Origin of the sequence: Pseudomonas azerbaijanorientalis (genome assembly GCF_019139795.1) — a bacterium.
In the GTDB taxonomy this organism is placed as follows: Bacteria; Pseudomonadota; Gammaproteobacteria; order Pseudomonadales; family Pseudomonadaceae; genus Aquipseudomonas; species Aquipseudomonas laurylsulfatiphila.
Map to the genome: position 1 here is coordinate 1,112,385 of NZ_CP077078.1, position 13,413 is coordinate 1,125,797.

Consider the following 13,413-nt stretch of genomic DNA (forward strand, 5'->3'; position numbering starts at 1 on the left):
TGTCTGCGGGTTTTTTTGTGTCCTGGAAATAGCTATCGCGGGCAAGCCCGCTCCCACAGTTTTGAGGGCGTTCGAAAAATTTGTGAACGACACGGTCCCTGTGGGAGCTGGCTTGCCAGCGAAGAGGCCAGTACAGGCACCTCAAGACTTCGCTGGATACTCGCGATGCAACTGTTCCAGCAGCGCATCCTTGTCCTGCCACATCTGATTGATCCAGCCCTGGAACTGCAATCGGTACTCACCATCCTGGTCGTAGTTCTTGCCGATGAACTGCGGCGGAATGTTCAACTCTTCAAAGTGCACCACCACGTCCGCAATGTTCCCGCACAACAAGTCCCAGAAACCAGGACGCCCGGCTGGGTAGTGGATGGTCACGTTGACGATGGACTCCAGTTGCTCACCCATCGCATCCAGCACAAAGGCAATGCCTCCGGCCTTGGGCTTGAGCAGGTACTTGAAGGGTGATTGTTGTTGCTTGTGCTTGCCCTCGGTGAAGCGCGTGCCTTCGACGAAGTTGAAGATTCCCACCGGGTTGTCGCGGAATTTCGCGCAGGTCTTGCGGGTGGTTTCCAGGTCCTTGCCTTTCTTCTCCGGGTGCTTCTCCAGATAGGCCTTGGAGTAGCGCTTCATGAACGGAAAGCCCAGCGCCCACCAGGCCAGGCCAATCACCGGGACCCAGATCAGCTCCTGCTTGAGAAAGAACTTCAACGGTTGGATGCGTCGGTTGAGCACGTATTGCAGCACCAGGATGTCGACCCAGCTCTGGTGGTTGCTGGTGATCAGGTACGAGTGCCGGTAGTCGAGGCCTTGCAGGCCGCTGATGTGCCAGCGCGTGCGGCGCACCAGGTTCATCCAGCCTTTGTTGAGGCTGATCCAGGCTTCATGGGTATGACTCATCAGCCAGCCCGCGATGCGTTGGGTGAGGGCGAACGGCAATGCCTTGACGAGTGCCACGCAGAACAGGAACGAGCAGAGCAAAATCGTGTTCAATGCCAGCAGCAGCGAGGCGATCACGCCGCGCAACGGGGCGGGTAGGAAGTCCAGCATTTACACATCCATAGGTCGGTTGGCGGCTTGAATCGCGGTCAGGGCGATGGTGTAGACGATGTCGTCGACCTGCGCGCCGCGCGGCAAATCGTTCACCGGTTTGCGCAGGCCTTGCAGCATCGGCCCGAGGCTGACGCAGTCGGCGCTACGCTGCACGGCTTTGTGGGTGGTGTTGCCGGTGTTGAGGTCGGGGAACACGTACACCGTGGCACGACCGGCCACCTGGCTGTTCGGCGCCAGCTGCCGGGCGACGCTTTCGTTGGCCGCGGCGTCGTACTGCAAGGGGCCGTCGATCAGCAGCGAGTGCTGTTGTTCGTGGGCGAGCAGGGTGGCCTCGCGGACCTTCTCGACCTCCTCGCCGCTGGCCGATTCGCCGCTGGAGTAGCTGATCATCGCCACCCGTGGCGTGATGCCGAATGCGGCCGCCGAGTCGGCGCTTTGCAGGGCGATCTCGGCCAGTTCGCTGGCGCTCGGGTGCGGGTTCATCACGCAGTCGCCGTAGACCAGCACTTCTTCGGGGAACAGCATGAAGAACACCGAAGACACCAGGGTGCAGCCCGGTGCCGTTTTAATCAGCTGCAGGGCCGGGCGGATGGTGTTGGCGGTGGTGTTGATCACGCCCGATACGAGCCCGTCGACTTCATCCAGAGCCAGCATCATGGTGCCGATCACCACGGTGTCTTCCAGTTGTTGCTCGGCCATCGGCGCATTGAGGCTTTTGCTTTTGCGCAGTGCGACCATCGGCTCGACGTAGCGTTCGCGGATCAAGTCCGGATCGATGATTTCCAGGCCGGGCGGCAGCTCGATGCCCTGGGCGCGGGCGACGGCCTGCACGTCCTCGGGCTTTGCCAGCAGCACGCAGCGAGCGATGCCGCGGGCCTGGCAGATCGCTGCGGCCTGCACGGTCAGCGGTTCGCTGCCTTCGGGCAGCACGATGCGCTTGTTGGCCGCCTGGGCGCGCTGGATCAATTGATAGCGGAACACCGCTGGCGACAGGCGCATCTCGCGCGGTGTACCGCAGCGCTGGTGCAACCAGTTGGCATCGAGATGGCCAGCGATGAAATCGGTGATGATTTCGGCGCGCTCGCGGTCATCGATGGGGATTTCCTTGTTCAGGCCATTGAGCAGGTTGGCGGTGTCATAGGAACCGGTACTCACCGACAGCACCGGCAGCCCGGCCTGCAGGGCGCCGCGGCACAGGTCCATGATGCGTGGGTCGGGCAGGGTGTCGCTGGTCAGCAGCAGCCCGGCCAGCGGCACGCCGTTCAAGGCCGCGAGGCTGACGGCAAGGATGATGTCGTCGCGGTCGCCGGGGGTCACCACCAGCACGCCGGGCTTGAGCAACTCCACGGTGTTGCGCATGGTGCGGGCGCAAATGATGATCTTGGTCATGCGCCGGGTTTCGTAATCACCGGCGTTGAGCACTTGCGCGCCCATCAGGTCGGCGACGTCGCGGGTGCGCGGGGCGTTCAGTTCCGGCTGGAACGGAATGCAGCCGAGCAAGCGGAAATCACCACTGCGCAGCAATGGCGAATGCTCCTTCAGGCGCGTGGCGAAGGCCTCCATGCTTTCCTCGGTCTTGACCTTGTTGAGGATCACGCCGAGGACTTTCGGGTCTTTCGGGCCGCCGAACAATTGCGCCTGTAGTTCGACGCGACCGGAAAGCTCGGTCAGCACTTCGTTTTCCGGTGCCGAGACCAGGATCACCTCGGCGTCGAGGCTCTTGGCCAGGTGCAGGTTGACCCGCGCGGCGTAACTGGCGCTGCGGGTCGGCACCATGCCTTCGACGATCAGCACGTCCTTGCCGATGGCCGCCTGCTGATACAGGGTGATGATTTCTTCGAGCAACTCATCGAGCTGGCCGTCGCCGAGCATGCGCTCGACATGCGCCAGGCCCAGTGGCTGAGGCGGTTTCAAGCCGTGGGTGCGCGCCACCAGCTCGGTGGAACGTTCCGGGCCCGTGTCGCCCGGATGCGGCTGGGCAATCGGTTTGAAAAAGCCGACCTTGAGCCCGGCGCGCTCAAGGGTGCGTACCAGCCCGAGGCTGATGGAGGTCAGACCCACACCAAAATCGGTGGGCGCGATAAAAAAAGTTTGCATGCGGATTCTCTGGAAGGTGCATGGCAATGGTCACGACCTATGGCTGGTCGATTACCGAAATTCAGTCGCCAAGGTTATCGCTAACCGTGCCTTGTGCGCACCAACCGCAATCAAAGGGCTGGCCTATTTTTTCCTGGCGCAGCACAGGGTCCATGACCCAGGCCCGGGATTGCCAGGGCGGCTGGTGCCGCAGGTGTTGGGTGTGGCCGCAGGAAAGCTCGGCCACCCAGTGGCCGTCCTCGTCCTGATGGAAGCCTGTGACCGTCGAATCCCGTTTGTCCGGGTTGTGTTCGCTTTCGGTCGATTGCTTCGCTAAACTTGGCCTTTCAATCTTCTTATGCAAAAGGTCTCGCCCCATGCTGATCGCCGCCAATAAGGCTGTCTCCATCGACTATACCCTGACCAACGACGCTGGTGAGGTCATCGACAGCTCCGCCGGCGGCGCGCCGCTGGTCTACCTGCAAGGCGCAGGCAACATCATCCCGGGCCTGGAAAAGGCTCTGGAAGGCAAGGCTGTCGGCGACGAGTTGACCGTAGCCGTTGAACCGGAAGACGCTTACGGCGAATACGCTGCCGAACTGGTCAGCACCCTGAGCCGCAGCATGTTCGAAGGCGTCGACGAGCTGGAAGTGGGCATGCAGTTCCACGCATCCGCTCCGGACGGCCAGATGCAGATCGTGACCATCCGTGATCTGGACGGCGACGACGTGACCGTTGACGGCAACCACCCATTGGCCGGTCAGCGCCTGAATTTCCAGGTCAAGATCGTTGCCATCCGTGACGCCAGCCAGGAAGAAATCGCTCATGGCCACGTCCATGGCGAAGGTGGCCATCACCACTGATTTCTGCGCTAAGCTCAGATAACTGGAGAGGCGCCCCGAGGGCGCCTTTTTAGTCTGCGGCTGTCCCTGATGACACCGCCAAGTGGCTGTTTCGAGAAGAACACGGGAATCTGGAGTACGCCATGAGTGCTTTTCACGACCTTAAATTGACAGCCCTGGATGGACAGGAGCTACCTCTGGCGCCTTTCAAAGGCCAAGTCGTATTGGTGGTCAACGTCGCCTCCAAATGCGGCCTGACCCCGCAGTACGCGGCGCTGGAAAACCTCTACCAACAATACAAGGCCAAAGGCTTCAGCGTGTTGGGCCTGCCGTGCAATCAGTTTGCCGGGCAGGAACCGGGGACCGAGCAGGAGATCAAGGATTTCTGCAGCCTCAACTATGGTGTGACCTTCCCGTTGTCCAGCAAGCTGGAAGTCAACGGGCATGACCGCCATCAGTTGTACCGCTTGCTGGCGGGCGAGGGCGCGGAATTCCCCGGCGATATCACCTGGAACTTCGAGAAGTTCCTGCTGGGCAAGGACGGCCGCGTACTGGCGCGGTTCTCGCCACGTACGGCGCCGGATGATCCGACCATTGTTCATGCGATTGAAAAAGCGCTGAGCTGAAATTCCCCCCCCTGTAGGAGCGAGCTTGCTCGCGATGAACCTGAGAACGCCGCGCTGTGTCTGGATTACAGCGTCATCGTTGACGACCATCGCGAGCGAGCTCGCTCCTACAATACTCCCTGCCTTTTGACCCTTAATCACGCTGATCAATAATGCTGTTCAATGCGTTGGACACTCCATATTATCCCCGTCATAAAGTCATCCTTCCGTGGAGCGTCCCATGCCTGTAAAAGCCCTGTTCAAACCGTTCCACCTCGGCACCCTCGAATTGCCGACCCGCGTCGTCATGGCGCCGATGACCCGCTCCTTTTCTCCCGGCGGCGTGCCGAATTCCAAAGTGATCGAATACTACCGTCGTCGCGCCGCTGCCGGCGTCGGCCTGATCATCACCGAAGGCACCACCGTCGGTCACAAGGCTTCCAACGGCTACCCTAACGTTCCGCACTTCTATGGTGAAGCGGCTCTGGCCGGCTGGAAGAAAGTTGTCGACGCCGTTCACGCCGAAGGCGGCAAGATCGTTCCGCAGTTGTGGCATGTGGGCAGCGTACGTCGTATCGGCACCGAGCCGGACGCCAGCGTACCGGGCTATGGCCCGTCGGAAAAAATCAAGGACGGCCAGGTCGTTGTGCACGGCATGACCCAACAGGATATCCAGGATGTGATCGCCGCGTTCGCCCAGGCTGCCAGGGACGCCCAGAGCATCGGCATGGACGGCGTGGAAATCCACGGCGCCCACGGTTACCTGGTCGACCAGTTCTTCTGGGAAGGCAGCAACCAGCGTACCGACGAATACGGCGGCAGCCTGGCCAACCGTTCACGCTTTGCCATTGAATTGATTCAAGCCGTGCGTGCCGCGGTCGGTGAAGGCTTCCCGATCATCTTCCGTTTCTCCCAGTGGAAGCAGCAGGACTACACCGCGCGCCTGGTGCAAACCCCGGAGGCGCTGGGCGAGTTCCTCAAGCCGTTGGCCGATGCCGGCGTGGATATTTTCCACTGCTCGACCCGCCGCTTCTGGGAGCCGGAGTTCGACGGTTCCGAGCTGAACCTGGCTGGCTGGACCCGCCAACTCACCGGCAAGCCGACCATCACCGTGGGCAGCGTCGGCCTGGATGGCGAGTTCCTGCAGTTCATGGTCAACACCGACAAGGTGGCACAACCGGCCAGCCTGGAAAAACTGCTGGAGCGCCTGAACAACGACGAGTTCGACCTGGTGGCGGTCGGTCGTGCGTTGCTGGTGGACCCGGACTGGGCACAGAAAGTACGCGACGGTCGTGAGGACGACATCCTGCCGTTCAGCCGTGAAGCGTTGATGACGCTGGTTTAAGCGGCGTCAGGACTGACGCTTTCGCGAGCAAGCCCGCTCCCACAACTCCCATGTGGGAGCGGGCTTGCTCGCGAAGACTGAGCTAAAGAACACTACAAAATCAGGGAACAATCGGTGCATTCGGCACCACCATCTCCCGGGCACAGGCCCCGCGCAACTGTCCCTCGAACTGTTCGATGATCGTCGCCCAACCCTGGCGACTGGCATGCTGGCGCGCATTGAGCCGCACATTGCGCAAGGCTTCCCCGTCCTCCAGCAGCCATGCCGCTGCATCGCAGAACGCTTCTTCATCCCCCGGCATTGCCAACACACCGTTGTAGCCATGACGAATATGCTGGGCCGCTGCTGCCTGATCATAGGCCACCACGCCGAGCCCCGAGGCCAGTGCTTCAAGCACCACATTGCCGAAGGTTTCAGTCAGGCTCGGAAACAGAAACACGTCGCCTGATGCGTAGTGACACGCCAGGGCTTCACCCCGCTGGGTGCCGCAGAAAATCGTCTCGGGCATTTCCTTTTCCAGCTCCTGGCGCTGCGGACCGTCGCCGACCACGATCAGTTTCAGGGTGCGCCGGGGATAACTCGCCTTGAGGGTATTGAAGGTGCGTTTGAGCAGGCCAAGATTCTTTTCCGGGGCCAGGCGACCGACGTGAATGACGGCGATGTCGTCCTCGGCCAATCCCCATTGCTCGCGCAGGCCATTCAAGCGTTTGGCCGGGTGAAACAACTCACTGTCGACCCCTCGGGAGAGCAACGCCAGCCGTTCGAAATGCCGTCGTTCCAGCTCCATGCGCTGACTGACGCTGGGCACCAGGGTCATGGTCGAGCGGTTGTGGAACCAGCGCAGGTAGTGAGTCAGCAGGCGCGTGAGCAAACCAAGGCCGTACTGGTTGGAGTACTGCTGGAAATTGGTGTGGAAACCGCTGACCACGGAAATCCCCAAACGCCGTGCTGCACGCAAGGCCGACAGGCCCAACGGGCCCTCGGTGGCAATGTAGAGCACGTCCGGGCGGTGACGCGTCCAGCGCCGCAGCAGCTTGTGCATCGACGACTGACCCCATTGCAGGCCGGGATAGCCCGGTAGCGGCCAGCCGCGGCACAGCAGTAATTCATCGTCGCTGCCCAACTGCTGGTCGCAGCCCTGGCGTGGTCGCACCAGTTCCACCTGATGCCCGCGCGCGCGCAAACCGTCGCACAAGCGACCCAGGGTATTGGCCACGCCGTTGATTTCCGGAGGGAAGGTTTCGGTGATCAGGGTGATATGCAGAGCTGTCGTCATGACCCCAGTGTCGGCTGGGGCCATGTCGTCAGTGTGACGTCGGGATGATGGATTTGTGACTGTGGTACCGGTGCTGATGGCTCAGCGCTGGGTCACCAGGTTTTCCGCGCCGCGCTCACGCACCCAGAACAGCGTCGCCCCGGCCACGGCCGCCGGCATCATCAGGATGTTGACCACCGGAATCAGCAACACCAGATAAACAATCCCGCCGAAACTCATGCTCTGCCAGCGCTTCTCGCGCAGCCAGCCAAGCATTTCGTTCCAGCCCAGCTTGTGGTTGTCCGCCGGGTAGTCGATGTACTGGATCGCCATCATCCACACCCCGAACAATAGCCATAGCGGCGCGGCAATGATGTTCACTACCGGGATGAACGAAAGGATGAACAGCCCGATCGCCCGTGGCAGGAAGTAGCCAAGCTTGCGCATTTCCCGGGCCAGGGTGCGCGGGATCATTGCAATCAGTTCGCCCCAGCTGAAGGCCGGAAAATCATCGGTGCCGCGCACCACCACTTCGACTTTCTCCGCGAGGAAGCCGTTGAATGGCGCGGCAATGACGTTGGCAAGCATGGTGAAGGTGAAAAACACCATTAGCACCACGAGCACCACGAACAGCGGCCATAGGATGTAGCTGAGAAAACTCAGCCAGTCGGGCAGGGACGGCATCAGCGTGTCGACCCACAGGCTGAATTGGTGACCGGCCAGGTAAATCAATCCGACGAACAGCACCAGGTTGATTGCCAGCGGCAACAGCACAAACAAACGCAGGCTTGGGCTCAATACCAGCTTGAGGCCTTCGCGCAGGTATTGCGGGCCGGACAGAACAGGGGCGGGCATAACGTGCTCCGAGCAGAGGGAAAACGCGCCGACCTTACCGGCTTTGCTACACATGCGAAAGCGCGGTGGCGGTATCGACATTCACTGTAACAAAGACGTCGATATCGTCGGGCAGATTGCATAGAGACCACCTATGAGCTGGATTGTTAATCCGTATTTCCTTAATCTTCGCCCCCTCGATACGCTGCACCCAATCTTTTTACAGGACGGTCGTGTTCAAGCCTTCCCCAAGTGCTTTCAACCGTTCTTTTTTATTCCAGCCGGCGATCCGGCGTTCCGCGCCAGGTGTTCCGGGCCGGTCAACAGGAGCAGGTCATGTCTGAAGTTCGTCATTCGCGAGTGATTATTCTCGGTTCCGGCCCTGCCGGTTACAGCGCTGCGGTCTATGCCGCCCGTGCCAACCTCAAGCCACTGCTGATCACCGGCATGCAGGCCGGCGGTCAACTGACCACCACCACCGAAGTCGACAACTGGCCGGGCGACGTCCACGGCCTGACCGGCCCGGCGCTGATGGAGCGGATGCGCGAGCACGCCGAACGCTTTGAAACCGAGATCGTTTTCGATCACATCAATGCCGTGGACTTCGCTGCCAAGCCATACACCCTGACTGGCGACAGTGCGACCTACACCTGCGACGCCCTGATCATCGCCACCGGCGCCAGTGCTCGTTACCTGGGCCTGCCGTCCGAAGAAGCGTTCATGGGCAAAGGCGTCTCCGCCTGCGCAACCTGCGACGGTTTCTTCTATCGCAACAAGCCGGTGGCTGTGGTCGGCGGTGGCAACACCGCTGTCGAAGAAGCCCTGTACCTGGCCAACATCGCCAGCAAAGTCACCCTGATCCACCGTCGCGAAACCTTCCGCGCCGAGAAGATCCTGATCGACAAGTTGAACGCCCGTGTTGCCGAAGGCAAGATCGAGCTGAAGCTGAACGCGACCCTGGACGAAGTGCTGGGCGACAACATGGGCGTGACCGGTGCCCGCCTGAAGAACAACGATGGCAGCTTCGACGAAGTGAAAGTCGACGGCGTGTTCATCGCCATCGGCCACACCCCGAACACTTCGTTGTTCGAAGGCCAGCTGACGTTGAAAGACGGTTACCTGGTTGTGCAGGGCGGCCGTGACGGCAACGCCACCGCCACCAACCTCGAAGGCATTTTCGCCGCCGGTGACGTGGCCGACCACGTGTACCGTCAGGCCATCACCTCGGCGGGCGCCGGTTGCATGGCGGCACTGGATGCCGAGCGTTACCTCGACAATCTGCAGAACGCTTGATTCTGTTTTGGTAAAAAAACCGGCCTCGGCCGGTTTTTTTATGCCCACGATTTAATGCTTGATAACACTCCGGTGTGGGAGCGGGCTTACTCGCGAAAGCGGTGTGTCATTCAACATTGATGCTGGCTGATCCACCGCTTTCGCGAGCAAGCCCGCTCCCACAGGGATAGTGTTCAGGTCAGTTTTGCAAGACAGGCTTCAAGAATATCCAGCCCTTCTTCCAGCACCGCAGCCTCGATGGTCAATGGCGCCAACAAGCGAATGATGTGCCGCGATTTGCCACTGGGCATCAGCAGCAGGCCCGCATTCCGCGCCAAAGTCAGCAGTTGGATCAATTGTGCCGGGGCGGGCGAGCCATCGGCGTTGATCAGCTCGATACCACGCATCGCACCTACACCGGTAAGTCGGCCCAGGTACGGCGTCAGGTTGTTCGCGCGCCAGGTTTCATGGCGGCCGACAATCGCTTCCTCTTGTTGTGCGCCCCAGGCGTGCAGGTTGGCATCGGTCATTTCATCCAGCGTCGCCAGCGCGGCGGCGCAGGCGATGGGATTGCCCGAGTAAGTGCCACCGAGTCCGCCCTTGGGCAGGTTATCCATCAGCGATTTGCGCCCGACCACCGCCCCCAGCGGCACGCCGCCGGCGATGCTTTTGCCGAGCAGGACCAGATCCGGCTCGATGCCCAGCCGTGAGAAAGCGAAGCGCTGGCCGGTGCGGCCGAAACCGGACTGGATTTCATCGGCGATCAGCACGATGCCCTTGTCGTCGCAGAACTTGCGCAGCGTTTGGGCGAACTCGACGTCCATGGCCAGGAAACCCGCTTCGCCCTGCACCGGTTCAAAGATAAAGCAGGCGACGTCTTCGACATCAATCTCGACGCTGAACAGGCGCTCCATGGCTTTGAGGGCTTCGGCGCAGGTCACGCCGTTGTCCGGGCCGGGAAAGGGCAGGTGATACACCGGCCCCGGCAGCACGCCGATTTTCTGTTTGTAGGGCGCCACCTTGCCATTGAGGTTGAGCGTGGCCAGCGTGCGGCCGTGGAATGCACCGTCGAAGGCGATGACCGCGCTGCGCCCGGTGGCGCCACGGACGATCTTCAGGGCGTTTTCCGCCGCTTCTGCGCCACTGTTGGTGAGCATGCCGCTGACCGGGTAACCCACCGGCATGAACGCACTGAGGCGATCCATCAGTTCGAGGTAAGGCACATGGGGCGCCGCGTTGAACGCATAGTGGGTCAGCCGCGTGGCTTGTTCGCGAATGGCCTCGACGATGCGCGGATGGCAATGGCCGAGGTTGAGCACGCCAATGCCACCGACAAAGTCGATGTAGCGTTTGCCATCTGTGTCCCAGACCTCGGCGTTTTTGCCGTGGCTGAGCGTGACAGGGTGAACGATGTTGATCGACTGGCTGATGGTTTCGCTGCGCATGAATGACCGGCTCGGAAGAAGGAGGACTTCTTTTTATCTAAGCCGTGAGCGGCGCTACGGGGCAAACGAAATAAAGTTGCCGGGTCAATCTTAAAAGTCGGGTTGTGCTTGTGATCAATTCCGCGCCATGAACGCAAAACCTGTAGGAGCGAGCTTGCTCGCGATGGTGGTGAACGATGACGCTGGGAGCCTGACACCCCGTGGCGTTCTTCAGTCCATCGCGAGCGGGCTCGCTCCTACAAATCAAATCAGCGGCGTGTCAGCGGCTGTTGGACGAACTTCACACCCGCCAGGCCGTGGGCAATCAGCGCCCGGATGTTGCCGTGGTCGCTGCCTTCTGGCGTTGCCAGCACCGAGCGGTAATGCTCGCCGAAAGCCAGCAGGGCTTCTTCATCGCTCAAGCCTTCGAGCAGCGCGAGCCCCAGGGTCTTGCACGAGCCTTCGTTCTGCCCGGCCGCGTTTTCCACACCACCGTTGTTGAAGGCCTGAGGCTGGTAGTCGTAACCGCCAGCAATGAACGCCAGGGTGTCGGCGAAGACGTGTTCGCCGCTGTTGAGGCTGGCGCGCAGGGTGTTCAAATCACTCATTGGGTTTTCCTTTGGCGAACGCCGCCTGTTGTTCGGCGCTGGCTTCTTGCTGATATTGGGCTTTCCATTCGGCGTACGGCATGCCGTAAACCACTTCGCGGGCTTCGTCGAGGCTGACCTCGATCTGGCGCTCATCCGCTGCCGCCTTGTACCACTTGGACAGGCAGTTGCGGCAGAAGCCCGAGAGGTTCATCAGGTCGATGTTCTGCACATCCTTGCGGCTGTCCAGGTGGGCCACCAGCCGACGAAAGGCGGCGGCTTCGAGTTCAAGGCGTTGTTGATCGGTCATGGCGGTCTCTGCGAGACAGCTTCAAGCGGCAAGCTTCAAGCTGCAAGTTGGATTGCGGTGGCTGCAAGTTTACAGCTTGGCGCCTGTAGCTTGTAGCTAGCGGCTCGCTGCAAGCGTTATCGACACCGATTCGGCGAATCGCAGCGCGTGGGGCTTGTCGACCTCGACTTCGGCGTAGAGCACCGATGCGTTGGCCATCACCAGGTCGAGAATTTCCTGGGTCAGGCGTTCGAGCAGCGCAAAGCGGTTGCCTTCGACGTGGGCGATGATCGCCTTGGTGATCGTGCGGTAGTTCAGCGCGTGATCGATGTCGTTGTCACGTACCGCTTCCTGGGCCGCGTACAGAATGGTGAGGTTGATCAGCACATCCTGCTTGTTGAGGATTTCATCCTCATTGATGCCGATGAAGGTACGCAGGCACAGGTCTTTGACCCGGATGCGTGCCATGCCTGGCTGAAGTTGTGGCATTGCTACTTGCTCCGTCCAATCAATTGCAGGAACTCCTGGCGGGTGTTGCTCGACTCGCGGAAGGCACCGAGCATCACGGAGGTGTTCATGGTCGAATTCTGTTTCTCGACGCCGCGCATCATCATGCACATGTGCTGCGCTTCGATGACCACTGCGACGCCTGCCGCACCGGTCACCTGTTGCACGGCGTCGGCGATTTGCCGGGTGAGGTTTTCCTGGATTTGCAGGCGCCGGGCGAACATGTCCACCAGCCGCGCAATCTTCGACAGCCCCAGCACCTTGCCGGTTGGAATATAAGCCACATGCGCCTTGCCGATGAAGGGCAGCATGTGGTGTTCGCAAAGCGAATACAGCTCGATGTTGTCGACGATCACCATTTCATCGTTGTCGGAGGCGAACAGCGCGCCATTGACGATCTCTTCGACACTTTGTTCGTAGCCATGGCAAAGGTACTGCATGGCTTTGGCTGCGCGCACCGGGGTGTCGAGCAGGCCTTCGCGGTCTGGATTCTCACCGAGGCCGATGAGGATCTCTCGATAATTCTGGGGCAGGGATAACGTCATGGAAAATCCTCGCGGGACACTTACTTGATGTGCCTTCCGCCGTTGACGGTCAGGGTGGTGCCGGTGACATAAGGGTTGTCGAGCAGATAGCGCAGGCTCTGGTAGATCACTTCGCAGCCGGGTTCGATGCCCAGCGCGGACTTGGCCAGTGCCTTGGCGCGGTAGGCCGCGTCGTCTTCAGGGTTGAACAGTAGCAGGGCGGGCGCAATCGCGTTGACCTTGATGTCCGGCGCGTACCTGGCGGCGAAGGACAGGGTCAGGCTGTCGAGTCCGGCTTTGCTGGCGCAATAGCCGATGTGCTTGCTGCTGCCCTTGCGGGTCACGTCATCGCTGATGTGCACGATGTCGGCGGGGCTTGAGCGTTGCAGCAGATCGGCGCAATGCAGGTTGATCAGGTAGGGCGCCAGCATGTGCACGCTGAACATGCGGGTGAATGCGGCGGCGTCAGTGTCCGGTGTTTCGGCCAGCCATTCGGAGGCGTTGTGGACAATCGCCCGTAAACAGTCGGTGTGGGTTTTCAGTTCACTGATGAAGGCGAGGATCCCGGCCTCGCTGGCGAAGTCCGCGAACACGGCGGTGGCCCCCAGGTCGCGCAGGGCTTGTACGCCGGGCCGCTCGCTGCGGTAGCTGAAAATCACGCGATGGCCGTCTTCCAGCAATCGCCGGGCGCAGTGCAGGCCGACACGCTGGCCGGCGCCGGTAATCAGGATAGGGGCTGCGGAAGAAGTCATGAACGGCTCGCGTCGCGGTGAGAGTAAAACTATACCAGCGACGGCAGCGCT

Annotated in this window: 15 protein-coding genes; 4 read left to right on the top strand and 11 right to left on the bottom strand. The window is 60.9% G+C overall.

Going from position 1 to position 13,413, the window contains the following annotated elements; genetic code table 11:
• Positions 1 to 141 precede the first annotated feature (141 nt).
• The 3 genes from yihG to KSS91_RS04840 all read right to left on the bottom strand — a co-directional run bounded on the left by yihG (position 142) and on the right by KSS91_RS04840 (position 3,535).
• Positions 142 to 1,047, bottom strand: a complete 906-nt coding sequence (yihG, locus tag KSS91_RS04830) for a 1-acylglycerol-3-phosphate O-acyltransferase, YihG family (RefSeq protein ID WP_217837202.1) — start codon at positions 1,045 to 1,047, stop codon at positions 142 to 144.
• On the bottom strand, positions 1,048 to 3,147 hold the full coding sequence (pta, locus tag KSS91_RS04835; protein ID WP_007970292.1) for a phosphate acetyltransferase: 2,100 nt from the start codon (positions 3,145 to 3,147) through the stop codon (positions 1,048 to 1,050).
• 61 nt (positions 3,148 to 3,208) lie between these two features.
• Positions 3,209 to 3,535: a DUF3565 domain-containing protein gene (locus KSS91_RS04840; RefSeq protein ID WP_102675406.1), complete on the bottom strand. Its 327-nt coding sequence runs from the start codon at positions 3,533 to 3,535 to the stop codon at positions 3,209 to 3,211.
• Between KSS91_RS04840 and KSS91_RS04845 the strand changes: the two genes are divergently transcribed.
• The 3 genes from KSS91_RS04845 (at position 3,504) to KSS91_RS04855 (ending at position 5,918) form a co-directional block, all read left to right on the top strand.
• Complete coding sequence (locus tag KSS91_RS04845) at positions 3,504 to 3,989, top strand: FKBP-type peptidyl-prolyl cis-trans isomerase (protein WP_007942189.1); 486 nt, start codon at positions 3,504 to 3,506, stop codon at positions 3,987 to 3,989. The two genes, KSS91_RS04840 and KSS91_RS04845, sit on opposite strands and share 32 nt — an antisense overlap.
• A 122-nt stretch (positions 3,990 to 4,111) precedes the next feature.
• Entirely contained in the window at positions 4,112 to 4,594 is a 483-nt protein-coding gene (locus KSS91_RS04850) for a glutathione peroxidase (protein WP_007970293.1), read from the top strand.
• A 220-nt stretch (positions 4,595 to 4,814) separates the two neighbouring features.
• Positions 4,815 to 5,918, top strand: a complete 1,104-nt coding sequence (locus KSS91_RS04855) for an NADH:flavin oxidoreductase (RefSeq protein ID WP_102675407.1) — start codon at positions 4,815 to 4,817, stop codon at positions 5,916 to 5,918.
• A 100-nt stretch (positions 5,919 to 6,018) separates the two neighbouring features.
• Here KSS91_RS04855 and KSS91_RS04860 read toward each other — a convergent pair whose 3' ends face one another.
• Together KSS91_RS04860 and cysZ are read right to left on the bottom strand one after the other, a co-directional pair.
• The gene (locus KSS91_RS04860; RefSeq protein ID WP_217837203.1) at positions 6,019 to 7,218 is read right to left on the bottom strand and encodes a glycosyltransferase family 4 protein; all 1,200 of its coding nucleotides are present in this window, start codon (positions 7,216 to 7,218) and stop codon (positions 6,019 to 6,021) included.
• A 57-nt stretch (positions 7,219 to 7,275) separates the two neighbouring features.
• Positions 7,276 to 8,028, bottom strand: coding sequence for a sulfate transporter CysZ (gene cysZ / locus KSS91_RS04865; protein ID WP_102675408.1), 753 nt, complete (start codon positions 8,026 to 8,028; stop codon positions 7,276 to 7,278).
• A gap of 315 nt (positions 8,029 to 8,343) precedes the next feature.
• On the opposite strand from cysZ, the gene trxB reads away from it, so the two are divergent.
• The gene (gene trxB, locus KSS91_RS04870; RefSeq protein ID WP_007970300.1) at positions 8,344 to 9,300 is read left to right on the top strand and encodes a thioredoxin-disulfide reductase; all 957 of its coding nucleotides are present in this window, start codon (positions 8,344 to 8,346) and stop codon (positions 9,298 to 9,300) included.
• A gap of 173 nt (positions 9,301 to 9,473) precedes the next feature.
• Here trxB and KSS91_RS04875 read toward each other — a convergent pair whose 3' ends face one another.
• From KSS91_RS04875 to folM, 6 genes are all read right to left on the bottom strand, one after another.
• Entirely contained in the window at positions 9,474 to 10,724 is a 1,251-nt protein-coding gene (locus KSS91_RS04875; protein WP_217837204.1) for a 2-aminoadipate transaminase, read from the bottom strand.
• Between the two features lie 248 nt (positions 10,725 to 10,972).
• Positions 10,973 to 11,311: a HopJ type III effector protein gene (locus KSS91_RS04880; protein WP_217837205.1), complete on the bottom strand. Its 339-nt coding sequence runs from the start codon at positions 11,309 to 11,311 to the stop codon at positions 10,973 to 10,975.
• Positions 11,304 to 11,600, bottom strand: coding sequence for a DUF1244 domain-containing protein (locus tag KSS91_RS04885; RefSeq protein ID WP_008023232.1), 297 nt, complete (start codon positions 11,598 to 11,600; stop codon positions 11,304 to 11,306). Before KSS91_RS04885 ends, KSS91_RS04880 begins: the two co-directional genes overlap by 8 nt.
• Before the next feature lie 96 nt (positions 11,601 to 11,696).
• Positions 11,697 to 12,068, bottom strand: a complete 372-nt coding sequence (gene folX, locus KSS91_RS04890; RefSeq protein ID WP_007970304.1) for a dihydroneopterin triphosphate 2'-epimerase — start codon at positions 12,066 to 12,068, stop codon at positions 11,697 to 11,699.
• A 2-nt stretch (positions 12,069 to 12,070) separates the two neighbouring features.
• A complete protein-coding gene (gene folE, locus KSS91_RS04895; RefSeq protein WP_102701473.1) occupies positions 12,071 to 12,631 on the bottom strand; it encodes a GTP cyclohydrolase I FolE in 561 nt (186 codons plus the stop codon).
• 20 nt (positions 12,632 to 12,651) lie between these two features.
• Complete coding sequence (folM, locus tag KSS91_RS04900; protein WP_217837206.1) at positions 12,652 to 13,362, bottom strand: dihydromonapterin reductase; 711 nt, start codon at positions 13,360 to 13,362, stop codon at positions 12,652 to 12,654.
• Positions 13,363 to 13,413: the final 51 nt, after the last annotated feature.